Annotated in this window: 23 protein-coding genes, 1 pseudogene and 1 riboswitch; of the genes and pseudogenes, 8 read left to right on the top strand and 16 right to left on the bottom strand. The window is 72.9% G+C overall.

Translation table 11 applies throughout. The features are described 5' to 3' along the window. Nucleotides 1–28 precede the first annotated feature (28 nt). Nucleotides 29–1285 (bottom strand): MFS transporter, encoded by a 1257-nt coding sequence (locus AB0G01_RS27125; protein WP_360950677.1) that lies wholly within the window; start codon nucleotides 1283–1285, stop codon nucleotides 29–31. A 108-nt stretch (nucleotides 1286–1393) separates the two neighbouring features. Here AB0G01_RS27125 and AB0G01_RS27120 point away from each other — a divergent pair, with 108 nt between their 5' ends. From AB0G01_RS27120 to AB0G01_RS27110, 3 genes are all read left to right on the top strand, one after another. Continuing rightward, nucleotides 1394–2308 carry a DUF5937 family protein gene (locus tag AB0G01_RS27120; protein WP_360950674.1) on the top strand — a complete coding sequence of 305 codons (915 nt, stop codon included), beginning with the start codon at nucleotides 1394–1396 and terminating at the stop codon, nucleotides 2306–2308. 6 nt (nucleotides 2309–2314) lie between these two features. Then, entirely contained in the window at nucleotides 2315–3187 is an 873-nt protein-coding gene (locus AB0G01_RS27115; RefSeq protein WP_360950671.1) for a 3-methyladenine DNA glycosylase, read from the top strand. Between the two features lie 94 nt (nucleotides 3188–3281). Then, nucleotides 3282–5060, top strand: coding sequence for a substrate-binding domain-containing protein (locus AB0G01_RS27110; RefSeq protein WP_360950668.1), 1779 nt, complete (start codon nucleotides 3282–3284; stop codon nucleotides 5058–5060). Between the two features lie 82 nt (nucleotides 5061–5142). Here AB0G01_RS27110 and AB0G01_RS27105 read toward each other — a convergent pair whose 3' ends face one another. Next, complete coding sequence (locus AB0G01_RS27105; protein ID WP_360950665.1) at nucleotides 5143–6108, bottom strand: WYL domain-containing protein; 966 nt, start codon at nucleotides 6106–6108, stop codon at nucleotides 5143–5145. 62 nt (nucleotides 6109–6170) lie between these two features. On the opposite strand from AB0G01_RS27105, the gene AB0G01_RS27100 reads away from it, so the two are divergent. Beyond that, nucleotides 6171–6575, top strand: coding sequence for a DUF3224 domain-containing protein (locus AB0G01_RS27100; RefSeq protein ID WP_360950662.1), 405 nt, complete (start codon nucleotides 6171–6173; stop codon nucleotides 6573–6575). Nucleotides 6576–7339: 764 nt separating this feature from the next. Here AB0G01_RS27100 and gcvP read toward each other — a convergent pair. The 8 genes from gcvP to AB0G01_RS27060 form a co-directional block, all read right to left on the bottom strand. After that, the gene (gcvP, locus tag AB0G01_RS27095; protein ID WP_360950659.1) at nucleotides 7340–10228 is read right to left on the bottom strand and encodes an aminomethyl-transferring glycine dehydrogenase; all 2889 of its coding nucleotides are present in this window, start codon (nucleotides 10226–10228) and stop codon (nucleotides 7340–7342) included. Between the two features lie 154 nt (nucleotides 10229–10382). Then, a riboswitch (glycine riboswitch) is annotated at nucleotides 10383–10473 on the bottom strand. A 63-nt stretch (nucleotides 10474–10536) separates the two neighbouring features. Continuing rightward, the gene (locus AB0G01_RS27090) at nucleotides 10537–11103 is read right to left on the bottom strand and encodes a MerR family transcriptional regulator (RefSeq protein WP_360950656.1); all 567 of its coding nucleotides are present in this window, start codon (nucleotides 11101–11103) and stop codon (nucleotides 10537–10539) included. Between the two features lie 603 nt (nucleotides 11104–11706). Next, complete coding sequence (locus AB0G01_RS27085) at nucleotides 11707–12180, bottom strand: bifunctional nuclease family protein (protein ID WP_033427967.1); 474 nt, start codon at nucleotides 12178–12180, stop codon at nucleotides 11707–11709. Nucleotides 12181–12323: 143 nt separating this feature from the next. Then, nucleotides 12324–13049, bottom strand: a complete 726-nt coding sequence (locus tag AB0G01_RS27080) for a MerR family transcriptional regulator (protein WP_360950652.1) — start codon at nucleotides 13047–13049, stop codon at nucleotides 12324–12326. Next, nucleotides 13046–13510: a glycogen accumulation regulator GarA gene (gene garA / locus AB0G01_RS27075; protein ID WP_360950649.1), complete on the bottom strand. Its 465-nt coding sequence runs from the start codon at nucleotides 13508–13510 to the stop codon at nucleotides 13046–13048. Before garA ends, AB0G01_RS27080 begins: the two co-directional genes overlap by 4 nt. Nucleotides 13511–13623: 113 nt before the next feature. Further along, on the bottom strand, nucleotides 13624–14025 hold the full coding sequence (gene gcvH / locus AB0G01_RS27070; RefSeq protein WP_360950646.1) for a glycine cleavage system protein GcvH: 402 nt from the start codon (nucleotides 14023–14025) through the stop codon (nucleotides 13624–13626). Further along, nucleotides 14022–14651 carry a CDP-alcohol phosphatidyltransferase family protein gene (locus AB0G01_RS27065; protein WP_360950643.1) on the bottom strand — a complete coding sequence of 210 codons (630 nt, stop codon included), beginning with the start codon at nucleotides 14649–14651 and terminating at the stop codon, nucleotides 14022–14024. The genes gcvH and AB0G01_RS27065 overlap by 4 nt, the downstream gene beginning before the upstream one ends. 179 nt (nucleotides 14652–14830) lie before the next feature. Then, on the bottom strand, nucleotides 14831–15067 hold the full coding sequence (locus tag AB0G01_RS27060; protein ID WP_360950640.1) for a hypothetical protein: 237 nt from the start codon (nucleotides 15065–15067) through the stop codon (nucleotides 14831–14833). Nucleotides 15068–15502: 435 nt separating this feature from the next. Here AB0G01_RS27060 and AB0G01_RS27055 point away from each other — a divergent pair, with 435 nt between their 5' ends. Then, nucleotides 15503–15934, top strand: a complete 432-nt coding sequence (locus AB0G01_RS27055) for an STAS domain-containing protein (RefSeq protein ID WP_360950637.1) — start codon at nucleotides 15503–15505, stop codon at nucleotides 15932–15934. Here AB0G01_RS27055 and AB0G01_RS27050 read toward each other — a convergent pair. Beyond that, nucleotides 15867–16679 (bottom strand): ATP-binding protein, encoded by an 813-nt coding sequence (locus AB0G01_RS27050; RefSeq protein WP_360950634.1) that lies wholly within the window; start codon nucleotides 16677–16679, stop codon nucleotides 15867–15869. The two genes, AB0G01_RS27055 and AB0G01_RS27050, sit on opposite strands and share 68 nt — an antisense overlap. 125 nt (nucleotides 16680–16804) lie before the next feature. Here AB0G01_RS27050 and AB0G01_RS27045 point away from each other — a divergent pair, with 125 nt between their 5' ends. After that, the gene (locus AB0G01_RS27045) at nucleotides 16805–17230 is read left to right on the top strand and encodes an ATP-binding protein (RefSeq protein WP_360950631.1); all 426 of its coding nucleotides are present in this window, start codon (nucleotides 16805–16807) and stop codon (nucleotides 17228–17230) included. Continuing rightward, nucleotides 17227–18015: a SigB/SigF/SigG family RNA polymerase sigma factor gene (locus tag AB0G01_RS27040; RefSeq protein ID WP_360950628.1), complete on the top strand. Its 789-nt coding sequence runs from the start codon at nucleotides 17227–17229 to the stop codon at nucleotides 18013–18015. The genes AB0G01_RS27045 and AB0G01_RS27040 overlap by 4 nt, the downstream gene beginning before the upstream one ends. Before the next feature lie 191 nt (nucleotides 18016–18206). Here AB0G01_RS27040 and AB0G01_RS27035 read toward each other — a convergent pair whose 3' ends face one another. From AB0G01_RS27035 to AB0G01_RS27015, 5 genes and pseudogenes are all read right to left on the bottom strand, one after another. After that, nucleotides 18207–18518 carry a WhiB family transcriptional regulator gene (locus AB0G01_RS27035; RefSeq protein WP_360950625.1) on the bottom strand — a complete coding sequence of 104 codons (312 nt, stop codon included), beginning with the start codon at nucleotides 18516–18518 and terminating at the stop codon, nucleotides 18207–18209. A 139-nt stretch (nucleotides 18519–18657) separates the two neighbouring features. Further along, nucleotides 18658–18903, bottom strand: a pseudogene (locus AB0G01_RS27030) (thiamine pyrophosphate-binding protein); the annotation flags it as partial. Nucleotides 18904–18918: 15 nt separating this feature from the next. After that, on the bottom strand, nucleotides 18919–19575 hold the full coding sequence (locus tag AB0G01_RS27025; RefSeq protein ID WP_360950622.1) for a M50 family metallopeptidase: 657 nt from the start codon (nucleotides 19573–19575) through the stop codon (nucleotides 18919–18921). Between the two features lie 145 nt (nucleotides 19576–19720). After that, on the bottom strand, nucleotides 19721–20419 hold the full coding sequence (locus tag AB0G01_RS27020; protein ID WP_360950619.1) for a DUF4383 domain-containing protein: 699 nt from the start codon (nucleotides 20417–20419) through the stop codon (nucleotides 19721–19723). 439 nt (nucleotides 20420–20858) lie between these two features. Beyond that, the gene (locus tag AB0G01_RS27015; RefSeq protein WP_360950616.1) at nucleotides 20859–21419 is read right to left on the bottom strand and encodes a class I SAM-dependent methyltransferase; all 561 of its coding nucleotides are present in this window, start codon (nucleotides 21417–21419) and stop codon (nucleotides 20859–20861) included. A 210-nt stretch (nucleotides 21420–21629) separates the two neighbouring features. Here AB0G01_RS27015 and AB0G01_RS27010 point away from each other — a divergent pair, with 210 nt between their 5' ends. Further along, a complete protein-coding gene (locus AB0G01_RS27010) occupies nucleotides 21630–22598 on the top strand; it encodes a zinc-binding dehydrogenase (protein ID WP_360950613.1) in 969 nt (322 codons plus the stop codon). The last annotated feature ends 54 nt before the right edge of the window (nucleotides 22599–22652 follow it).

Genomic DNA, 22652 nt, shown 5'->3' with positions numbered 1-22652 from the left:
CCCGACCGGGGTCCGGGCCCCGCCGCGCTCAGGCGGTCTCCCCGGTCGTCGGACGTCCGGCGGCGTCGAACTCCTCGGCCACCAGCCGGTCCGTCGCGGCCTCCTGCGCCGCGAACGACGCGGGCGAGAGGCCCAGCCACGCCACCACCAGGGCACCCACCTGGATCACGCCGGCCATCACGTACACCGCCCGCAGCCCGAGCCAGGCGGCCACCAGCCCGCCGGTCAGCGCGCCCAGCGGCGTCAGCCCCCAGGCCAGCGCCCGGTGCCCGGTCAGCACCCGGCCGAGCAGCCCGGCCGGGGTGAACCGCTGCCGGCTGGACTGCGAGCAGACGTTCCACAGCATGACGATCGCCGACTCGGCGAACAGCACCAGCGCGATGCCGGCGGCCCACGGCGGCAGCAGCGCGAGCAGCAGGTGGCAGACCACCATGCCGACCTGGGAGATCCGCATCGACCACGCGTACCCGAGCCGCGCGACGACCCGCCGCACGAAGAACGACGACGCGACCCAGCCGCCCGCCATGCAGGCCAGCAGCACGCCGTAGCCGACCGCGCCCAGCCCGAGGATCTCGTGCACGTACAGCACGAACATCGACATGTGCGCGCTCGCCGCGAAGGACCCGAGGCCGACCGCGACCGAGATCGACAGCAGCAACGGCGTGCCGACCAGGAACTTCAGCCCCTCGCCGATGTCGCGCACCGGGTGCCGGCGGGACGGGGTCACCGACCGCGCCGGGATGCCCCGGCTGACCAGCGCCGCGACCAGCGCCGCCACGAGCGCCAACCACGGCGGCAGCCCGAAGCCGAGCCCGACCAGGAAACCGGCCGTCGGCGGCACCACGAACTGCACCACGCCCTGGTCGATGACCATCAGCCTGGTGTTGGCCGCCGGGAACTCGGCGGGTCCCACCACCTCGGGCACCAGCGCCCCGGTCGCCCCGTCGCCGAGCACCCGCGCCGACGTCACCACGAACGCCAGCACCAGCAGCAGCGGCAGGTCGATCGCGTCCAGCAGGCCCGCGACCGCGAACACCAGCGCCGCGCACGCCTGCACCCCGTAGGCGAAGCCGAGCACGGTCGTGCGCCGCACCCGGTCGATCAGCACCCCGGCGAACAGCGAGAACAACAGCCACGGTGTTTGGCCCACGACGTTGACCAGGGACACCTCCCGAGGGTCCGTCGTGATCGACACCGCCACCAGCGGCAACGTCGTCAGCATCACGCCCTCGGCCACCGAACCGGACACCGTCGCGGCCTGGAGCCGCACCCACCCCCTGGACATGCGGCCACCCTGTCAAGATCCCCGCCGGACACGAACGTTTTAGCCAGGGCTCAACCCCGGGCTAGACTCGCCGGCACCCGGACGACGATCCCCCGAGGTGGGCGAGGCATGGCGCTGCGCTTCACCGTCTCGCCGCTGTGGGAGACGATCGCCGCGCTGCGCGTCCTCGCCGACCCCGGCTGCTACCCCGTGCACCAGCGCTGGATCGCCGAGGCCGAACCCCGGCTGGCCGCGCTCGGACCGGACCCGACCCTGCTCACCGCGCTGGTCGCGCGGCCGGTGATCCCGGAGTTCCTGATCCCCACGCCGGGGGTGCGGACGATCGGCATCGAGGACGAGCTGAGGTGGCTGCCCCGGGTGGCCGGCCCGGCCCGGGTGAACGCGGCCCTGCCCGACCAGCCGCGCTTCCGGCCGCTGCTGGACGACCCGGGGGCCGTGCTGACCACGATCTGCGAGCGCATCGGCCTGGTCCACGAGGCGATCATCGCGCCGGTCTGGCCGCGCCTGGAGGGCGTGTTGCAGGGCGACGTCGAGCGGCGCGGCCGGCGGATGGTGGAGGCGGGCGGCCAGGCCGTGCTCGCCGAGCTGCACCGGGACGTCGCCCACGAGGACGGGCACGTCATCGTGCGTCGCGAGCGCACCGCCGTCGGGAACCGGGACCTGGTGCTGGTCCCCTCGGCGTTCACCTGGCCGGACGTCTACCTGCGGCGCAGCCCGGTCCGGCTGGCCCTGTGCTACCCGGCGCACGGTTTCGGCTCGCTGTGGGAGCGCTCCGCCGCCGCCGCCGGCGGTGCCCTGGCCCGGCTGCTCGGGTCGACCCGCGCCCGGCTGCTGCACGAGCTGGAGCGGCCCAGCACGGTGTCCGAACTGGCGGGCCGGCTCGGGGTCACGGTCGGTGCGGTGTCGCAGCACCTGCGCGTGCTGCGGGAGACCGGCCTGGCGGTGAGCCGCCGGGAGGGGCGCGAGGTCGTGTCGCTGCGCACCGACCTCGGGCAAACCCTGGCGCTCGGGGAAGTACGGTAGGCCGCCGTGGAGGTCTTGTCCGAGTCCGAGTGGACCGAGCGCCGGGAACGGCACGCGTCCCGCGTCCGCGCGTGGACGCGCCCGCACCACGAGCGCAAGGCCCGGGGCGAGAAGCACCCGGTGCTGGACTTCCTCTTCTCCTACTACAGCCACCGGCCGGCCCGGCTGGAGCGCTGGCACCCCGGTCCGGGGGTGGTGCTCGCGGGCGACGCCGACGAGTACCTGCGGTGGTCGGCGTACCGGCGGGTCGACGGGGGCGTGGCGCTGGACGTCGAGGGGTTCGCGGCGGACCGCGCGGCCACCGTCGCGTTCACCCACCGCCTGCTCACCGCCACCGCCGCCCGCGCACCGCGCCTGGGCTGCTTCGGGCTGCACGAGTGGGCGATGGTGTACCGGACGGACCGGGTGCGGCACGAGGCGTGGCCGCTGCGGCTCGGGCACGACGGCACGGACGCCGTGGTGGAGGCGCAGAAGGTGCAGTGCAGCCACTTCGACGCGTTCCGGTTCTTCACCCCGCCGGCGCGACCGCACAACGCGGTGCAGCCGACCCGGGAGACCCAGGTCGACCTGGAGCAGCCGGGGTGTCTGCACGCCACCATGGATCTTTTCAAGTGGGCGTACAAGCTCGACCTGGCCACGCCGTCCGAGCTGGTGGCGGACTGCTTCGACCTGGCGCTGCGGGTCCGCGAGCTGGACATGCGGGCCAGCCCCTACGACCTGTCCGCGCTCGGCTACGCCCCGGTGCCCATCGAGACCCCGGAGGGCCGTGCCGAGTACGTGCGGCACCAGAGCGCTTTCGCGGCGGCGGCCACGCCGCTGCGGGCCGCGCTGATCGACATCACGCGGACCCTCCTGGCGGCATCCGTCACCTCCGCGTAACCCGTTGTGACTTCACCTGGTCCGCAGACTTCACCTGTTAGCGTGACGCCGGTCGGGGATCGCCAGACTTGGTCGACCGCTGAGAGGGAAGACGATGTCTCGACACCGCGCGTTGCGGACGAAGGTGCGGCGCGGTATCGCCACGTGGCCCGTCGCGATCGTCGGCGTGGTCGTGCTCCTGGTCCTCGGCTACCTCGCCTGGACGTGGGTGGGCGGCATCGTGGAGCAACGTGCCGCCGCCCAGGCGGGTGACTGCCGACAGGGTGAAGCGGGTCTGCGGGTCGCCGCGACGCCCAGCGTGGCCGACGCGGTGCGCGAGGCCGCCGAGTCGTGGAGCGCGGACCGACCGGTCGTCTACGACCACTGCATCCGGGTCGAGGTGCAGTCCATCGACTCCGACGTGGTGCTCCAGAGCCTCACCCAGGGCTGGGACGAGGCGAAGCTCGGCGCACGACCGCACGCGTGGGTCACCGACTCGATGCTGTGGGCCAACCGCCTCAGCGCGCAGAACCGGGCGCTGCTCGGCGCGCAGCCGGTCTCCATCGCGGCCAGCCCGGTGCTGCTGGCGCTGCCCCAGGAGGGCGCGCAGGCGGTGCAGGCCGGTGCCGGGTTCCGCTGGACGGACCTGCCCGAGGTGACGTCGGCGGCGGGCGGCTGGAGCCGGTTCGGCAAGCCCGAGTGGGGCGACTTCAAGGTCGCCATGCCCGACCCGACGGCCAACGTGGCCACCGCGATGGTGATCCAGTCCGCACTCGCGGGCGCGAGCCCCGACGGCAAGGGCCCGGTGACCACCGAGATGCTGGCGCTCGACCCGGTCAAGGCCACCCTCGGCCGGCTCACCGCGTCCAAGCCCGAGCAGACGCCCGCGACCACGTGGGGCGCGCTGTCCCAGCTCGCGGAGCGGCCGGGCGTGAACGCGGCCGGGTTCAGCGCCGTGCCGGTGTTCGAGGTCGACCTGTACCGGTACAACACCGGCAAGGACAGCGGCACCGCGCCGGCGCAGCCCCTCTTCGGGGTCGCGGCCGGCGGCCCGTCCCCGGTCGCGGACTTCCCCTTCGTGCCGCTCGCGGGCGACTGGGTGGGCGAGGCGCAGGTGCGCGCGTCCCAGTCGTTCCGGGAGTTCCTGCTGGAGGACGAGCAGCAGAAAACGCTGGCCGGCGCGGGCCTGCGGGTGGACGCCACCACCGAGCGGCCCAAGCCGTCGCCGGGGGTGCGGTGGGCGACCATGACCGACAAGCTGGTGCCCGCCGACGCGAACACCGCGCAGCAGATCTCCGCCGCGTGGGCCACCGCCGACAACGGCCAGGCGGTGACCGTGCTGGTGGACGTGTCGAAGTCGATGGAGGAGCCGGGCGGCGACGGCAAGTCGCGGATGGTGTGGGTGAAGGACGCGCTGGCCGGCCAGGTGAACCGGTCGGTGTCGGGCGCGCTGGGGCTGTGGGAGTTCTCCCGCGAGCTGGACGGCGAGAAGCCCTACCGGGAGCTGGTCGGGACCGGTCCGGTGATCGGGCAGAAGCAACGGCTGCTGGACGGCGTGGCCGGGTTGCGACCGCAGAGCGCGACCCAGCTCTACACCAGCGTGGCCGCGCTCTACGCCAAGGCCCTGGCGGACTACCAGCCGGGCAAGCGCAACCGGATCATCGTGCTGACCGACGGGGCCAACGACGGCGGGATGACCTTCGCGCAGCTCAAGACCGAGTTGGCCGGCCTCAGGCAGGACGGCAAGGACATCGCGATCAGCGTGCTGGCGATCGGGCCGGACCCCGAGCGGCAGCCGCTGGGCGAGCTCACCCGGACCAGCGGCGGGACGTTGTCAGTGGTGGACGACGGTCGCGGCGTCGACGCGGCGCTGGCCCAGTTGCTCTCCCTCTAGCGCCGCTCCCTCCAGCGCCGCCGCGCGGCCCCGGTCGGACGAGCGAGGCGCGGGCGGCTGGGAGGTTGGGCGGTTGGGCGGCTCAGGCGTACACGGCGGCCATCGCGGCGATCGTGGCCCTGACCCGGTCGCGCAGCTCGGCGGGTTCGACGACCTCCGCGTCCGCACCGAGGCGGAGGACGTCGACCAGGGCGTGGTCCAGCGACTCGACCGGCAGCCGGACCGCCGTCCACTCCCACGCCGGCTCGACCTCCGCCAACGCCCGCCCGGCCACCGGGCTCAGCAGCACGCGGGCCCGCCGCAGCCCGTCCCCGGTCAGCCGGACGGTGACCGTCATCGGGTACATCCGCTCCTCGAAGCGCACCGACCAGTCCAGCCAGAACCCGGCCAGGTCGAACCCGTCCGGTCGCGCGAAAGCCTCTTCCACGGCGTGCAGCTCCAGCACCCGCGACACCCGGTAGGTCCGCACCTCGCCGGACGCCTCCGCGACCAGGTACCAGATCCCGCCCTTGAGCACGAGCCCGAGCGGTCCCACCACCCGCTCCACCTCGGACCCCGGCCCGCCCCACCGCCGGTACCGCACCCGCACCCGCCGCTGCTCCCACACCGCGTCCGCGATCGACGCCAGGAAGGGCATCTCCTCGGCCTGCCGGAACCACCCCGACGTGTCCAGGTGGAACCGCTCGCGAATCCGCCCGGCCCGCGACCGCAGCTCCGGTGGCAGCGCGGCGAGCAGCTTGAGCTGCGCCGCCGCCACCACCGCGCCCAGCCCGAGTTCGGCCGCCGGCCCCGGCATCCCGGCCAGGAACAGCGAACCCGCCTCTTCCTCGGTGAGCCCGGTGAGCCTGGTCCGGTAGCCGGCCAGCAGCCGGTAGCCGCCCGCCGGGCCGCGGTCGGCGTACACCGGGACGCCGGCCGAGCCGAGCGCCTCCACGTCCCGGTAGACCGTGCGGACGGAGACCTCCAGCTCGTCGGCCAGTTCCCGGGCGGTCATCCGGCCGCGCGACTGGAGCAGCAGGAGCAGCGAGAGCAACCGACCGGCGCGCATGGACCCGATTGTCCCCCGGTACCTGACACGAGCTGTCAGGTAGGCCGCCCAGGATCGTCGTCATGAGCAGCGAGGCGAGCGGCACGGCCGAGATGACGAGCTGGGACGAGCACACCTGGGACGGCCGGCGCTACGACGAGGTCACCGGCCCCAAGCAGACCACGGGCGGCATGACCACGGCGTACGACGGCGATCTGGCGGGCACCGGGGAGATGCGCTTCCTGATGGCCTACCCGGACGACGCGTCGTGCCGGTCGGTCGGCTACGAGGTGGTGACCGGCACGCTGGCGGGCCGCGCGGGCACGTTCGTGCTGGAGCACGTCGGCGGCTTCCGCGACGGCGTCGCCGACGGCACGTTCACGATCGTCTCCGCCGCCGGCGACCTGGCCGGCCTGACCGGCACGGGCTCGATCCGGTGGCCCCAGGACCAGCCGGGCCGCTACACCATCGAATACCACTTCGCGTGAATTCCACCGGTCGGGACAGGGTGGTGCGAAGTCCGTAAAAGTATTGCGCGGCGGTCCGGCTTCGGGCATTCTCGGGTTACCCACCGAACAGCGAGGGAGTGCGGAGATGGCCGGCACGTGGCAGCAGGGGACGCAGCGCCGGTGCGGCGCGGCGACCGGCACCCGCCCGGCCCGGCTCCGCCCGATGCCCTGTCAGCGATGTCCGCTGATGCCGCTGAGCTGCGCGGACTCCCTGTCGTGACATAGTCCTCGTCACCGCGACAGGGAGCCGCCCCTCGGGAGACCGATCCGGGCGGCTTCGTCGTTCCCGCCTCCGGCCCACCACTCGCCGGACCGCGGAAACCGTCGGGCCGCACGGTCTCCGAATCATTTCCCGATGCGCTTCGCGCACCGGCACACGCATTTTCCGACTATTCCCGGCGGGTTTGTCCGACCTGCCCGCACCACGTCCTGGAGCGCCTCCGGATTGGACTTCCGGAGGCGCGCAGGGCACCCGACCGCCGACCACGGCGGTCACCCCCGCGCGTCGGCCCGGTGGCCGACCGGAGCCCATACCCCCGGTTCGCCTGGTTCGACCCCAGGGCGCGCGACCGGGCACGGCGCACGCCGTGCCTTCGACCCACGTCACGACGGTCGTGAGGCGGTCTGCAACACCGTCGCTTCCGGGTTCGACTCCCGGGTGGGTCTCGACCAGGCCGTTCGCGGCGCGACACGGCGCACGCCGGCAGGCGGGGTGCCTGCCGGCGTGCGCCGGAGAACGCGGGTCAGCCGCCGTAGGCGGACACCGGGGGGCAGGAGCAGACCAGGTTGCGGTCGCCCTTCGCGCCGTCGACGCGGCGGACCGGGGGCCAGATCTTCGGGGCCGCCGTGCCCGCCGGGAAGACCGCTTCCGCCCGGCTGTACGGGTGGTCCCACTCGCCGGTCACCGACGCCGCCGTGTGCGGCGCGTTGCGCAGCGGGTTGTCGTCGGCCGGCCACTCGCCCGCGCCCACCCGGTCGATCTCGCCCCTGATCGCGATCATCGCGTCGATGAACCGGTCGATCTCGGCCAGGTCCTCGGACTCGGTCGGCTCCACCATCAGCGTGCCCGCCACCGGGAAGGACATGGTCGGCGCGTGCAGCCCGTAGTCGGCCAGCCGCTTCGCCACGTCGTCCACCGTCACGCCGGTCGCCTTGGTGATCGGCCGCAGGTCCAGGATGCACTCGTGGGCCACGAAGCCGCCCTCGCCGGTGTAGAGCACCGGGAAGTGCTCGTCCAGCCGCCGGGCCACGTAGTTGGCCGCCGCGACCGCCGTCAGCGTCGCCCGGCGCAGGCCGTCGCCGCCCATCATCCGCACGTACGCCCACGAGATCGGCAGGATCGACGCCGAACCCCACGGCGCGGCGCTGATCGGGCCGACGCCGGTCGCCGGGCCGGCGGCCGGCTGGAGCGGGTGGTTGGGCAGGAACGGCGCGAGGTGCGACCGCACGCCGATCGGGCCGACGCCGGGACCGCCGCCGCCGTGCGGGATGCAGAACGTCTTGTGCAGGTTCAGGTGCGACACGTCCGAGCCGAACTTGCCGTACTGGGCCAGGCCGATCAGCGCGTTCAGGTTCGCGCCGTCCACGTACACCTGCCCGCCCGCCTCGTGCACCAGGCCGCACACCTCGCGCACGGTGTCCTCGTACACGCCGTGCGTCGACGGGTAGGTGATCATGATCGCGGCCAGGTCGTCGCGGTGCGCCTCGACGGTCTCGCGCAGGTGGCCCACGTCGACGTTGCCCTTGTCGTCGCACTTCACCACGACCACCCGCATGCCCGCCATCACGGCGGACGCGGCGTTGGTGCCGTGCGCGGAGGACGGGATCAGGCACACGTCGCGGTGCGCGTCGCCGTGGGACCGGTGGTAGGCGCGGATCGCCAGCAGGCCCGCGAACTCGCCCTGGCTGCCCGCGTTGGGTTGCAGGGACACCGCGTCGTAGCCGGTCACCTCGGCCAGCCACGACTCCAGGTCCCCGACCAGCGACAGCAGGCCCTCGGCGTCGGCGGCCGGGGCGAACGGGTGCAGCTCGGCGAACTCGGGCCAGGTGACGGCCTCCATCTCGGCCGTGGCGTTGAGCTTCATGGTGCACGAGCCGAGCGGGATCATGCTCCGGTCGAGCGCGACGTCCTTGTCCGACAGCGCCCGCAGGTAGCGCAGCAGCGCGGTTTCCGAGCGGTGCGCGTGGAACACCGGGTGGGTCAGGTAGTCGGAGGTGCGGCGCAGGGCGGCGGGGATGCCGTCGGCGGTGTCGGCGTCCAGGCCGTCCACGTCGGACACCGTCACGCCGAACGCCCGCCACACGGCGGTGAGGTCGTCACGGGTCGTCGTCTCGTCGCACGCGATCGACACCGTGTCGGCGTCCACCTGCCACAGGTTGACGCCCAGCTCGCGGGCGGCGGCGACGATCGCGGCGGCGCGGCCCTCGACGCGGCCCCGCACGGTGTCGAAGAACTCGCCGTGCACGACCTCGACCCCGCCCTCGCACAGCCCGGCGGCCAGCACGGTCGCCATCCGGTGGGCGCGGGTCGCGATCGCCCGCAGGCCCTCCGGCCCGTGGTAGACGGCGTACATGGACGCGATCACGGCGAGCAGCACCTGGGCGGTGCAGATGTTGCTGGTGGCCTTCTCGCGGCGGATGTGCTGCTCGCGGGTCTGGAGCGCCAGGCGGTAGGCGCGGTTGCCGTCGGCGTCCACCGACACGCCGACCAGCCGGCCGGGGAGCTGCCGCGCCAGTCCTTCGCGGACCGCCATGTACCCGGCGTGCGGGCCGCCGAAGCCCATCGGCACGCCGAACCGCTGGGTGGTGCCCACGACGACGTCCGCGCCGATCTCGCCGGGCGGGCGCAGCAGGGTCAGCGCCAGCAGGTCGGCCGCCACCACGGCCTGCGCGCCGGCCGCGTGGATCTCCGCGATCAGCGACTCCTGGTCGCGCACGACGCCGGACGCGCCGGGGTAGGACAGCAGCACGCCGAAGTAGTCGCCGCCCAGGCCGAGGCCCTCCAGGCCCTGCGACAGGTCGGCGGTGACGATCTCGATGCCCAGTGGCTCGGCGCGGGTCCGGATCACGGCCAGCGTCTGCGGCAGGGTGTCCTCGTCGACCACGAACTTGGCCGACGTGCTCCGGCCCGCGCGGCGGACCAGCGTCATCGCCTCGGCGGCGGCGGTGGACTCGTCCAGCATCGACGAGTTGGCCAGGTTCAGGCCGGTCAGGTCGGCCACGACGGTCTGGAAGTTCAGCAGCGCCTCCAGCCGGCCCTGCGAGATCTCCGGCTGGTACGGCGTGTAGGCGGTGTACCAGGCCGGGCTCTCCAGCACGTTGCGGCGGATCACCGGCGGGGTGGTGGTGCCGTAGTAGCCCAGGCCGATCATCTGCTTGTGCGGCTTGTTGCGGGCGGCCAGCGCGCGCAGCTCGGCCAGCGCCTCGGTCTCGGTGGCGGGCGCGGGCAGGTCCAGCACCAGGTCGCGCTCGCGGATCGACTCGGGCACCGCGCGCTGCGCCAGCTCTTCAAGGGAGCCGACGCCGATCACGTCGAGGATGCGGGCCAGCTCCGCCGGCCGGGGGCCGACGTGGCGGTCGGCGAAGGGGGTGCCGTGCTCAAGAGCGGCGAGGGGGATGCGGTCCTGCGTCATAGCTGCGCCTCCGGGGCTGCGGGCACACTTCTGCCGTTGCCCTCCCCCTCTGTCTTCCGCCCGTTCGGGCACCTGAGAGCTTCACCGCGGCCGTCGGCGGGCCGGGCTTGCACCGTCGGTGGGGTCGGTGGACCGACCCGCTTTCCAGAGGCGTCTCACCCGCGCGGTCCTTGCGCCTGAGAGGTTCCGGGGAGGATTTGCTCCTTCGGCGCCGAGACGTGCTCGGACTCTCCCGCGCGGGCTCAATCGACTACCCGCGAATGGTACCCGGACCAGCGCCGGAGCCCGTCACGGACGCGACGTGGATCTCAGCCGGTCGCCCGGGTGCGCCGGCGGCGGGACAGCTCGTCGTTCGGCGTCTCGTCCACCTCCACCCCGTCCGCGCGCTCGGCCGGGAAGTCGTGGATCGTGCCGCTGATCTCCCGCATCGCACCGCTGACCGCGATCCCGAACACGCCCTGACCGCCCTGGAGCAGGTCCACGACCTCCTCCGGCGAGGTGCACTCGTAGACCGTCGTGCCGTCGCTGAACAGCGTGATCCGGGCCAGGTCCTGCACGCCGCGACGGCGCAGGTGGTCCACCGCGACCCGGATGTTCTGCAACGAGACCCCGGTGTCCAGCAGTCGTTTGACCACCTTGAGCACCAGGATGTCCTTGAACGAGTACAGCCGCTGGCTGCCGGAGCCGTGGGCACTCCTTATGGTCGGGTTGACCAGTCCGGTGCGGGCCCAGTAGTCGAGCTGGCGGTAGGTGATGCCCGCGATCTGGCACGCCGCCGGGCCGCGGTAGCCCACGAGTTCGTCCGGCAGCGAGGAGTCCGGGAACAGCTCACCCTGTTCGCCGCACCCGGCCCGGATGGGCGCTTCCTCGACCACGCCTGCCTCCCCTCGATCCGGCCCGAAGGCCGGCAACCACCCCGTGGACCGCCGCGCCGAACCACACCGCGGCAATCCACCTGAGTTCGACGGTAAGACCGGCTAGGGGGCAGGTCAACGCGACGCGCTGAGCGTGTCTCAGCTAAACCTCAGGTTGAGGTTGAGAGAGACGCCCGTCGTAAGCCATTCGGGTGACGTTTAGTGATCGTTTAGCGGATCACCGCTGACGTTCGGTAACCCGGAGGTGTGACACCGGAGGGTGGCACGCGGAGTTGATCCACAACGCACCGCACACACCACGGGGCCGACCCCCGCTCGCGGCCGGCCGCCGGCTCCTCGTGGCGCGCACTCCGCGCACGAATCGACGCTCCGCCCACGCACCGCCCGCCACCGAGCACCCCGAGGGCACGTCCGGAGAGCCCCCAGCCCGTCCGAACCGGGCCCACGGCCACCGGAAGACCGGGCGCGGCCGGCTCGTCCTGCGGGCGCGCGACGAGACCCGGAACGCGAAAAGGCCCGGAGCGAGCGCCCGGGCCGCCCGTCCGACCCCGTGGCCGGACGCCTCTGCCTATCCCGCACACCGCCGGTGAGCGGTGGGGAACGTCAGGTGTCCGCGCCGCGGAAGTCCTCCGGCGACACCGAGTCGAGGAACTCGCGGAACTTCTCGACCTCGTCCTCCTGCTCGTCCGGGATGATCAGGCCGGCCTCGGCCAGCACCGACTCCTCGGCGTGGATCGGCACGCCGATCCGCAGCGCCAGCGCCACCGAGTCGCTCGGCCGCGCGGAGACCCGGACGTCGCCGTCGAACACCAGCTCGGCGAAGTACGTGCCCTCCTGGAGATCGGTGATCCGGACCTGTTCGAGCTGCCGGCCCAGCGCTCCGATGACATCCTTGAGCAGGTCGTGGGTCAGTGGCCGCGCGGGACGCACGCCCTGTTGTTCCAGGGCGATGGCGGTGGCTTCGACCGAGCCGATCCAGATCGGCAGGTAGCGCTCACCCTCGGTTTCGCGCAGCAGCAGGATCGGCTGGTTGGCGGGCAGTTCCACCCGCACGCCGACGACGCGCATCTCGCTCATCGGGTATCGCCTCCCTCAGCGCGCTGAAATTCTGGCGTCCCCGCTATGCCACGAGGATCCCCCACGTACGCATTCGACGCTACCCGCCAAGCGGGCCCCGTGCGCAACCACCGGGTATCCGCGATCACTATTCGGACACGGGTTCACCGAGGGGAAACACGGGTACCGGCGACATCGCGCAACCCGGCCTTCACCAGGAGTGTGTGCAGCGTTACGGAAAGCGCCGCCAGTTCGCGGAGGACTTCGTCGGCGCGCCCGCGCGCCCGGGGGTCCCGCTGCCGGTAGAGGGGTGTCACGACCTGCTCGACCAGGCCGACTTCGCGGTCCGCCGCCGCGCGGAACGACCGCAGGTGCCGGGGGTCCAGGCCGAAGCCGGCCATCGCGCGCACGGTGGTCGCGATCTGCACGGCTTCCTGGTCGTAGGACCCGCCCGCGCCGGCCCTGATCAGGCCGTGCTGCTCCAGGTCCGCCAGCAGCGCCCCGTCCAGCCCGGAGCGGGCCAGCAGGTCCTCCCGCGTCACCCGGTGCGGGGACCCGCCGGTGAACTGCTCGGCGGTGGGCGTGCCGTCCACCGCGCGCAGCACCCGACCCGGCGCGGGCGCGCTCGCGTCGGCCGCGTCCAGGTGCTCCTTGATGACCTTCAACGGCAGGTAGCGGTCGCGCTGGGCCGCCAGCACGTACCTCAACCGCTCGACATCGGTGGAGGTGAACTGGCGGTACCCCGAGGCGGTGCGTGCCGGGCGGACCAAACCCTCCGACTCCAGGAAACGGATCTTGGAGATCGTGACGTCGGGGAATTCCGATCGCAACTGCGCGAGCACCGCGCCGATGCTCAACCCCCCGCGCTGTGGCCGCCCGGCCGCCGTCACTGCGCCCCCTGACCCCCGGTGCCCGGACCGGTCAGGAACACGAGGCGGAACTTGCCGATCTGCACCTCGTCGCCGTTGGCGAGGACCGCCTGGTCGACGGGCTCGCGGTTGACGTAGGTGCCGTTGAGGCTGCCCACGTCGATCACCACGAACTCGCCGCCCTCGCGGCGGAACTCGGCGTGCCGGCGGGACACCGTCACGTCGTCGAGGAAGATGTCGCTGTCGGGGTGCCGGCCCGCGCTGGTGGTGTCCCGGTCCAGCAGGAACCTCGAACCCGCGTTCGGACCGCGCTTGACCACCAGCAGGGCGGACCCCGCGGGCAGCGCGTCGACACCGGCGACAGCCGGCTCCTGCGCGGGTGCCTCGGCACCCTCTACTTCGGCGAGGAAGTCGGCCCGGAAAACGGAGGTCCGCTCCGGCCCCTGCTCCGGCGGAACGCCTGGCCCGTCGTTCGTGCTCACCTGAGCTCTCCTCCTGCTGCTGGAAGCGTCGAGACCGCTAGAACCTATCGTGCCCGAACCCTGGTCCGAGGAGCGGCTCCCCCAGCGACCGAAGATCCGGCGGAAGATCGACCTCACCCCTGTGCCGCCAGCTCCTGGTACGCGGCGGCGTCGAGCAGGTCGTCGACCGAGGCCGGGTCGTCCAGCCGCAGCTCCACCATCCACCCCTCGCCGTAGGGATCGGAGTTGACCAGGTCGGGCTGCTGGTCCAGCGAGTCGTTGCGGGCCACGACCTCGCCCACGAGGGGCGCGTAGATGTCGGACACGCTCTTGGTGGACTCCACCTCACCGAGCGTCTGACCCGCGGCCACCTGCTCCCCGAGTTCCGGGAGCTGGACGAACACGACGTCGCCGAGCTGCTCTTGGGCGTAGTCGGTGATACCGATGCGCACGGTGTCCTCACCGGTGCGCAACACCCACTCGTGCTCCTCGGTGTACTTGAGCTCCTCGGGAATCACCGCGGTGTGCTCCTTCATGACGGTGGATCTTCGCTGCCGGATCTTCCCACGACCCGTCGGACGGGTACGACCCCCGGCGGTCGACGGAGGGCGAGCGAGAACTGGTACACGTACAACGCCCCGGACCACAAGTAGAGCGCACCGCCCCAGACCATGAACGCGTAGGCCACCGGCCGGACGACCTCGGCGGCGGTCGACGTGCCCTGGGCGAGCAGCAGCATCGGGAACGCGTAGAGCAGGTTGAAGGTCGCGCCCTTGCCGAGGTAGCTGACCTCGAACGGGCCGTAGCCCCGGTGCCGCAGCACCGGCAGGCACGCGCCCACCACGAGCTCGCGGCCGACCAGGACCGCCGCCACCCACCACGGCACGATGTCGCGGACCACGAACGCGACCAGCGTGGCCAGGATGTAGAGCCGGTCGGCGGCCGGGTCGAGCAGCGCGCCGAGCCTGCTCATCTGGTCCAGCCAGCGCGCGACCTTGCCGTCCAGCCAGTCCGACAGGCCGGCCAGCACCAGCACGACCACCGCCCAGCCGTCAGCCCGCGGACCGAGCAGCAGGTACAGGAACAGCAGCACGCCGAGCAGCCGGAGCACGCTGAGCGCGTTCGGGATGGTCAGCCACCGGTCTGCGGGGTCTCGCGGCACACCGCGCACTGTAGAGCCGGCGGTGGGGACCGGGCACGGCACGGGTGCACTCCCGGGTGGCGGACGACCCGGGTCGGTGGTGGTGCGCGGGGTGCGGTGGCCGGACCCGGACTCGGGGGAACCCGGCGTGCCGTCAGCACGGGGAGTCCGGGGGTGCGGCGGGGCGGCCCGCGAGCCGGTCAGCGGGACCGGGTGCGGCTCCAGCCCCGGCGCTGCAACTGCTCGCCGCTGAGCGCCTGCGGTCGGCCCCGGTCGTCCACGCCGACCCAGCGGGCCCGGAAACCTTCGAGCACGTAGGCGTGGCCCTTGCTCCAGACCACGCTGCACGGGGCGGTGGGCAGCGATCCCGCGCCGGAGGCGGCGCGCGCCGCCCGGCGCTTCGCGGGTTCGGACTCGGTTTCCGTGCTGGTGCTCATCGTCGATCCCTCCGTACGGGTGTCGCCCGCGACGGTCGCGGCGTTATCCCCTGTCCAGGATTGTGCGGGAACTGTGGCGTCCGCCACCCCGGATCAGGGGTCGGTCTCGCTGATCGGGCGGTTCGGTCGCCGAGTTGCGCAACTCCCTTCCCCCCAGGTGTAACCCGCGGGGCCGGTTTCGAACCGTTCACCGTGCGTCATGCGCCGTCGAACGACGTCCCGACTACACTGGAACTGATCAAGACGCCATCTGCCCGCTTGTGGTGCCCGGAACGGCTCCGTACGGTGGTTGGCGCAGCGGTTGAGCCAACAGCCGCGCCGGGGAAGCTCCGGTTTACGGGCCACAAGTGTCGCCACGCTGCATCTACGTGCTCGGCACCTGCCGCACGCCTGGGCTTCCCTCCCCAGCAGTTGGTTGGATGAAGAGGAGTCCTCGTGACGGTGCAGGATCCGAACGTCGTGTCGACGAGCGGAGCCGGGTCCACCGCGGACAGCACGCGTGCCGCTCGGGTGGTCCGCTCGGTGGACCACCCGACCGACGGTGTCACGGTCGTGTCGGTCGGTGGCGAGATCGACATGTTGACCGCGCCGGAGTTGCGCGCGGACGTGCTCGGTCGGTTGGACGGCGGGAGCACGCTGGTGCTCGACATGTCGGGGGTGAGCTTCCTCGGCTCGGCCGGGCTAGCCGTGCTGGTGGAGGCGTCGCAGCACGCTCAGCGACGGGGTACGGCCTTCCGGGTGGTCGCGGTGGAGCGGGCGGTGATCCGCCCGCTGGCCGCGACCGGGCTCGGTGAGGTGTTCAGCGTGCACGGCTCGGTGGACGAGGCGCTGGCGGCGGTTCGGGCTGGTGACCCGTCGGCGGGCTAGCGTGCGCGACCAGGTCGACGACCTGGTCCACGCCGGCCGCGACGAGCGCGGTGTGCGCGGGTCCGTCCTCGGGCGCGCGCACCACCAGCCGGTTGCCGGCGGCGGCTGCCGCCTCGGCGATCCCGCGCAGGCTGCGCACCACCCCCTCGACGCGGTTCCCGAGCCCGCGCAGGTCGACCACGACGGGCACGGAACCGCCGCGCGCGGCGGTGAGAATTCGCCGTCGCACGGCGGGTCCGTCTTGCGCGGGCACGTCGCCGAGCACGACGACCTCCACCCAGCCGGCGCGCTCGACCACCACGATCTGCTCCGCCGGCGAGGTCTGGTACGTACCCCGGGTGGTGTGCCTGGCGGCCAGCACGAGCGACACGCGCGTGCCGTCGGCCCCCCGCTCCACCAGCACCTCGTCGGTGTTCTCGCGCATGAGCAGCAGGCCGCGGCCCCGGTCGGACAGCGCGGCCGGCGGCACCCGCCAGACGCCGTCGTCGGCCACCACCACCCGCACCCGGCCGTCCGGCCGGGCGTCGGCGGTGACCCGGACCCGACCCGGCTCGCCGGGCGGGTAGGCGTGCTCCACGGCGTTGCTCATCGCCTCGTTGACCGCGATGACCAGGTCGTACCGGTCGTCGTCGGGCACGGCGAGGTCGAGCAGCCACGCATCGAGCCGGACACGGACCTCCGCGAGCCGCGTGGCGACGGCGGGGAACTCCACCCCCCAGTGGCGGTCCGCGAGTCTTTCGCTCAAAAGGCCTCCCAGTGACGCAACAGCAAGTCTTCCCAGTCCGGGCGGGCGTTACACGTGTGAAGGCCGATTCAATCGGGTACCGATAGCTTCAGCACCATCGAAACAGAACGGACGATGAGGTGAGCGTGTCGCACACGGAGCCGCAGGGCGGCGAGTCGGATGACCCCTTGGCCGGGGTGGAGTTGCGGATGGCCGCCGACCCCACGCAGCTGTCGATCGTCCGTGCGGTGGCGGCCGACATCGCCATGCGCCAGGACTTCGACCTGGATTCGATCGAGGACCTGAAGCTGGCGGTGGACGAGGCGTGCTCCACGCTGATCTCGCTGGCCGCGCCGAGCGCCGTGCTCAGCGCCAGGTTCCTGGTGGCCGGCGGGGCGGTGCAGGTGTTCGCCACGGTCGGCTCGAAGCGGTCCGCGCCGCCGGACCGGGACAGCTTCGGCTGGCGGGTGCTCAGCGCCCTGGTGGACTCCGTCACGACCTGGGTGGCCCCCCGGTCGGACGCCTACGAGGTGCACATCGACCTGGTCAAGCGGTCGCAGGGGACGGCGTGACGGCGTCCGAAAACGGGGGCACGACACGTTCGCAGGGGGACTACGACCACCTGGCTCCGCTGTTCGTCCGGCTCGCCGCGACGGAGAAGGGCCAGCCGGAGCGCGAACGGCTGCGCGACGAGCTGGTCACCGAGCACCTGCCGGTGGCCAAGCACATCGCGCGGCGCTTCGGCCACCGCGGCGAGCCCTACGACGACCTGGTGCAGGTGGCCACGGTCGGGCTGATCAACGCCGTGGACCGGTTCGACCCGGAGCGCGGGAGCGACTTCCTGTCGTTCGCGGTGCCGACGATCATGGGCGAGGTGCGGAAGTACTTCCGCGACTCCAGTTGGTCGGTCCGGATGCCCCGGCGGCTCAAGGAGCTGCACCTGGCGATCAACGCCGGGTCGTCGCGGCTGTCGCAGCAGCTCGGCCGCGCGCCGACGCCCTCGGAGCTGGCCGAGCACCTGGGGCTGTCCCGCGACGAGATCCACGAGGGTCTGGCGGCGGGCAACGCGTACCACAGCGCGTCCCTGGACGACCTGCTCGTGGCCGACGACAGCTCCATCTCGCTGGGCAGCACGCTCGGCGAGGAGGACCCGGAGCTGGAGGCGATCGAGCAGCGGGAGGCGTTGCACCCGCTGCTGGAGAAGCTGCCCGAGCGGGAGCGCAAGATCGTGGTCATGCGGTTCTTCGGCAACATGACGCAGACCCAGATCGCGCAGAAGGTCGGGATCTCGCAGATGCACGTGTCACGGCTGTTGGCCAAGACGCTGCGCCAACTCCGCGACGGTCTCAGCGAGTAGGCGGTCTTCGCACGGGCGCGGGGCCGGTCGGGTGTCCGACCGGCCCCGCGCCGTTCGCACGTCCTGGTGCGCGTCGCGGGCCGGCGGGAGTCAGGGGGTCGGCGGGAATCAGGGTGCCGAGGGGTCGGTAGGTCTTCCGGCCGTGCGCGGAGGACGCCCACCCGGGCAGGGGGTGTCCGGGCGGGCGCGACTCAGGCAGCGGTGTGCTGGCGCTCGGTGGTGCGGCGGCGGTGCGCCGCGATGATGCGGCGGCGCTCGTCCTCGCCCATGCCGCCCCACACGCCGTAGGGCTCCTGGGCGGCCAGCGCGTGCCGGCGGCACTCCAGCAGCACGGGGCAGCGCCCGCAGAGCTCCTTGGCGCGGTCCTCGCGTGCCGTGCGGGCCGAGCCGCGCTCGTTGTCCGGGTGGAAGAAGACCGCGCTGTCACGGCCTCGGCAGAGCCCCTCCTTCTGCCAGTCCCAGACGTCGGTGACTGGCTTCGGCAGGCGCGCAGTGCTGGTCATGACGGACGTACCCCCTGCTGGAGTCGTTTCAGGTGCGATCAAGACGTACCCCGGCAGGCGGGGAGGACAAACGTGTCCTCCCCGATCGGATTATCCCTTGTCCTGGTGCGCCCGCAGCCCGTCCGGGGTCCCGTCCCCGCGCCACCACCGGGACGCGGTCGAGCTTCGCGTCGTACAGGCCGTTGGGCAGGTGGATCGCGCCCGGACCGGACGTGGCCAGGCACACCTCGACCCGCCCGCTGACCTTGGCGTAGCCGACTGCGGCGAGCGCGGACATCTCCTCGTGCCGTGACTGCACGAACCGCAGCCGGTTGTCCGCCCGCCCGAAGGCGGCCACGTGGTCGGCAACGAGCACGGCTCCTCCTCCCGGCAGGCACCCGCACACCGGGTACCCGGGGAGTTACAGCGGTAACAACATCCGGCCGCCGAGCAGCAGCGCGCCGATCGTCACGACGGCGAAGACCAGCACCCAGACCAGGCCCGGCACGCGGGTGATCCGGGCGAGCTGGTCGGCGTCGGACTCGGGGGCGCGGCCCCGCATCCGGCGGCTCTGCAACTCCCCCACCGGCCGCACCCCGCCCAGCAGCAGGAACCACGCGACGAACAGCGCGAACGCGGCCTGCCACTCGGCGGTGGCGTACCAGGAGACGGCGAACATCACCGCGCCGGTGGCCACCACCGACAGCACGCCGAACAGGTTGCGGATCATGACCAGCATGGCCGCGAGCAGGCCGACGGTGGCCCACAGCAGCGGCCGGACGTGGTCGGCGGTGACCAGGGCCGCCGCGCCGAGACCGAGCAGCGACGGGGTGACGTACCCGGCTAGGTACATCAGCACCACGGCGAGCCCGGTGGGCCTGCCGCTCGACACGGTCACCCCGGAGGTGTCCGAGTTCAGCTTGATGCCCTCCAGCCGGCGGCCGGTGAGCAGCGCGACCAGGGCGTGACCACCCTCGTGCGCGATGGTGATCGTGTTGCGGCTCAACCGCCAGATACCCGGACTGGCCACCAGGACCAGGGCGAGCACGGCGGGTGCCCACTGCGCGAATGTCGACATCACCGCCCAGGATGCCAGGCCGGGCCGGGCGGACCCGCGCCGCGCCGGCGGACCCGGTGCGGGAACCCCTCGGTACCGCCGCCCCCCGGACGCGCGAAACCGGGGCACCATCCACAGTGGACGGCACCCCGGCGGCGGTGGTGGGTCAGCGGTAGTGCCGGGCCTTGTGCTGCTCGGCGACCGCCGGGTCGATCGGCTGGGCCTGGCGCGGGGACACCGTCGGGTCGACGGCTTCGATGCGCTGGTCGTGCGGTCGCTGGTCGTGCGGGCGGAGGTCCTCCCGCTCGACGCGCTGGTCGCGGTGGAGTTCCTCCCGGTCGCGCTGGGCCGGCATCTCCGAGTCGCGGATGCTCTCGTCGCGCTCCGCGACGGGCTCGACCACGGGCTCCTCCGGCGTCACGATCTTCCGACGCGCGGGCAGCACCGCGATCAGCAGGCCGACCGCCGCGATGCCGAGGTGCAGCCAGTTGTCGTTCACGTTGAGCGCCAACGGGTTCCCGATGCGCTCGACCGGGTTCGCCGACACCACGTCGACCAGCATCAGGCCCCAGATCAGGACCAGGCCGTAGGCGAGGAACACGATCCAGCCGTACAGCCTGGACAGTCCCGAGCCCGTGGCCATCAACAGGCCGAGCACACCGAACGCCAGGTGGACGACGTTGTGCAGCGGGTTGACGGCGAAGCCGAGCAGCATCGAGTGCTGCTCGCCCGCGAAGTCGCCGAACCCGGTGCGCATGAAGCCGGCCACGCCGATGACGAGGAATGCGAGGCCGAGCAGACCTGCCAGCACCTGGGCGGGCTGGAGGCCAGCGACCCTGACGCGACCGACGGTCGAGTTGGTCATCACGCCCTCCCATGAGGACACGAGAGCCCGCCTGCCGGGCTCCGGACCACCTTCGGCTACCCGATCGTCACGCACCGCAAACCAGGGGCGGGGATCGGGCGCACGGACCCGGTCCCCCGATCGACAGGAGCCACTGACCCCGCCGTGCCGGAGTCGTCCCGACCCACCCCATGAAGGCCGGGACGTCGGGGAGCGCGATATCACGCGCAGATCACCGTGACGAACAGCGCGGTGCTGCCGGCACCGGCCGCGAACTCGTTTCCACGAGCCGGGCCCGGCGGCCTGGGCGCAGGTCGACGAGGGGGTCGGGCGCATCACCGGGCCTGGCGCGTCGCCGCGCCGGTCCATTCGGAATCAGTGCCGTCCACGACCTCCCCCTTTCCGGTGTCGGGTCCTACCATCCCGCCCGGACCTCGTTGGCGTCAAAGGAATATCGCCCTCATCGGGCTTTGGCCCACACCAGCGAGTACCGCCAGTACAGGTGCCGCCGGACGCGTGCGCCGGGCACCAGCCGGGCCGCGCCGGCCTTGACCTCGTCGACGCCCATGAACCAGTCCCGGACGGGCGCGCTGCCCACCGGGTCGTCGCGCACGACGCGCTGCGCGAGGTTGAGCGGCGTGGAGGCGAGGCTGAGCGCCCAGTCCCACAGGGTCTTCTCCTTCGCCAGACCCAGCACCGCGAGCACGCCACCGGGCGCGACGGCGTCCCGCAACCGCGTCAGGCCGGCGTCGAACGGCAGGTGGTGCAGCACGGCCAGGCACGAGACGAAGTCGTACGGCCCGCCGAGGTCGTCGGTGAGCACGTCGGCGCGCCGGAAGTCCACGCCCGGCGCGGACCCGTCGACGGCCCGGTCCACCGCCGTGACGGCCAGCCCCCGGGCGGCGAGCCGGCGGGCGAACGCCCCGTGCCCGCAGCCCACGTCCAGCGCGGTCCGCGCGCCCGGCGGCACGTGGTCCAGCAGGAAGGAGTGGTAGTGCGCGTTCTGGTCGAAGTGGTTCACACCCGGCAGGACGCGCGACCCGCCCCACGCGTTGGCCCGGCGGCCGGCGGGCCGCTCCGACGCGGGTCGGGCACCATCCCGCCGGTGTCCTGGGCGAGGGGTCCGCCCGCCGCTCCCCGGCTCGGCGCACCCGGCGGCGGAATTCCGGTTGACCTCCACTTCGGTCGAGCTCTTACGGTAGTTCGACAACCTACGAATGGGGGCCACCCGATGCGCGCCATCCGACAGCACGAGTTCGGTCCGGCCGAGAACCTCCGCGTGGAGGAGGTGCCGGACCCGCGCCCCGGGGCCGGGCAGGTCTTGGTGGGCGTGCGCGCCGCCGGCGTGCACCTGCTGGACGCGTCGATCCGCAAGGGCGAGAAAGCCGGTCCGTTCCCACCGCCCGAGCTGCCCATGACGCCGGGCCGCGAGGTGGCGGGCGTGGTGACCGGGCTGGGCGAGGGGGCCGACCCGTCGTGGCTGGGCAAGCGGGTGGTCGCGCACCTGGGCATGGCCAGCGGCGGGTACGCCGAGCTCGCGGCGGTCGACGTCACGTCGCTGCACGAGGTGCCCGCGCACGTCTCCGACGACGCGGCCGTCGCCATGATCGGCACCGGGCGGACGGCGCTGGGCATCCTGCGGATCGCGCGGCTGACCCGGGACGACGTCGTCCTGGTGCCGGCGGCGGCGGGCGGCCTCGGCGCGTTGTTCGTGCAGGAGGCCAAGGCCGTGGGCGCGCGGGTGGTGGGCGCGGCGAGCACGGCGAAGCTGGACGTCGTCCGGGAGCTCGACGCCGATCTGGTCGTCGACTACACCAGGACCGGGTGGGCCGACGAGGTGCGCGCCGAGGTCGGCGAGGTGAGCGTGGTGCTCGACGGCGTCGGCGGCGCGGTGGGCCGGCAGGCGTTCGAGCTGCTGGGGCTCGCCGGTCGGATCGTCATGTTCGGCTGGTCGTCGGGCGAGCAGACCCGGATCGAGACGCTCGACCTGTACCGGGCCGGGCTCACCGCGACGGTCGCCCTCGGCCCTCGGCTGCTCAAGGGGACGACCCTGCGGGAGCTGGAGACGATCTCGCTGGCCGCGCTCGCCGAGGGCCGGCTCACGCCCCGCACCACCACGTTCCCGCTGGCGGACGTGGCGAAGGCCCACGACGCCCTGGAGAACCGGGCCACCACGGGCAAGGTGGTGCTCACCGTGTGACGACCGGCGGGTTCGCCGTCGTCCGGCGGCACCGCCCGCCCGCGAGCGCGCCGC

Source organism: Actinosynnema sp. NPDC023587 (assembly GCF_040640215.1).
Lineage (GTDB): Bacteria > Actinomycetota > Actinomycetes > Mycobacteriales > Pseudonocardiaceae > Actinosynnema.
This window is presented reverse-complemented; position numbering and strand designations above follow the sequence as displayed.

Excerpts from the sequence above, each read along its gene's own strand:
- AB0G01_RS27120 (WP_360950674.1), top strand. The coding sequence starts at position 1,394 with ATGGCGCTGCGCTTCACCGTCTCGCCGCTGTGGGAGACGATCGCCGCG.
- AB0G01_RS27125 (WP_360950677.1), bottom strand. The coding sequence starts at position 1,285 with ATGTCCAGGGGGTGGGTGCGGCTCCAGGCCGCGACGGTGTCCGGTTCG.
- AB0G01_RS27105 (WP_360950665.1), bottom strand. The coding sequence starts at position 6,108 with ATGCGCGCCGGTCGGTTGCTCTCGCTGCTCCTGCTGCTCCAGTCGCGC.
- AB0G01_RS27110 (WP_360950668.1), top strand. The coding sequence starts at position 3,282 with ATGTCTCGACACCGCGCGTTGCGGACGAAGGTGCGGCGCGGTATCGCC.
- AB0G01_RS27025 (WP_360950622.1), bottom strand. The coding sequence starts at position 19,575 with ATGTCGACATTCGCGCAGTGGGCACCCGCCGTGCTCGCCCTGGTCCTG.
- AB0G01_RS27100 (WP_360950662.1), top strand. The coding sequence starts at position 6,171 with ATGAGCAGCGAGGCGAGCGGCACGGCCGAGATGACGAGCTGGGACGAG.
- AB0G01_RS27010 (WP_360950613.1), top strand. The coding sequence starts at position 21,630 with ATGCGCGCCATCCGACAGCACGAGTTCGGTCCGGCCGAGAACCTCCGC.
- gcvH (WP_360950646.1), bottom strand. The coding sequence starts at position 14,025 with ATGAAGGAGCACACCGCGGTGATTCCCGAGGAGCTCAAGTACACCGAG.
- gcvP (WP_360950659.1), bottom strand. The coding sequence starts at position 10,228 with ATGACGCAGGACCGCATCCCCCTCGCCGCTCTTGAGCACGGCACCCCC.
- AB0G01_RS27060 (WP_360950640.1), bottom strand. The coding sequence starts at position 15,067 with ATGAGCACCAGCACGGAAACCGAGTCCGAACCCGCGAAGCGCCGGGCG.
- AB0G01_RS27085 (WP_033427967.1), bottom strand. The coding sequence starts at position 12,180 with ATGAGCGAGATGCGCGTCGTCGGCGTGCGGGTGGAACTGCCCGCCAAC.
- AB0G01_RS27035 (WP_360950625.1), bottom strand. The coding sequence starts at position 18,518 with ATGACCAGCACTGCGCGCCTGCCGAAGCCAGTCACCGACGTCTGGGAC.
- AB0G01_RS27020 (WP_360950619.1), bottom strand. The coding sequence starts at position 20,419 with ATGACCAACTCGACCGTCGGTCGCGTCAGGGTCGCTGGCCTCCAGCCC.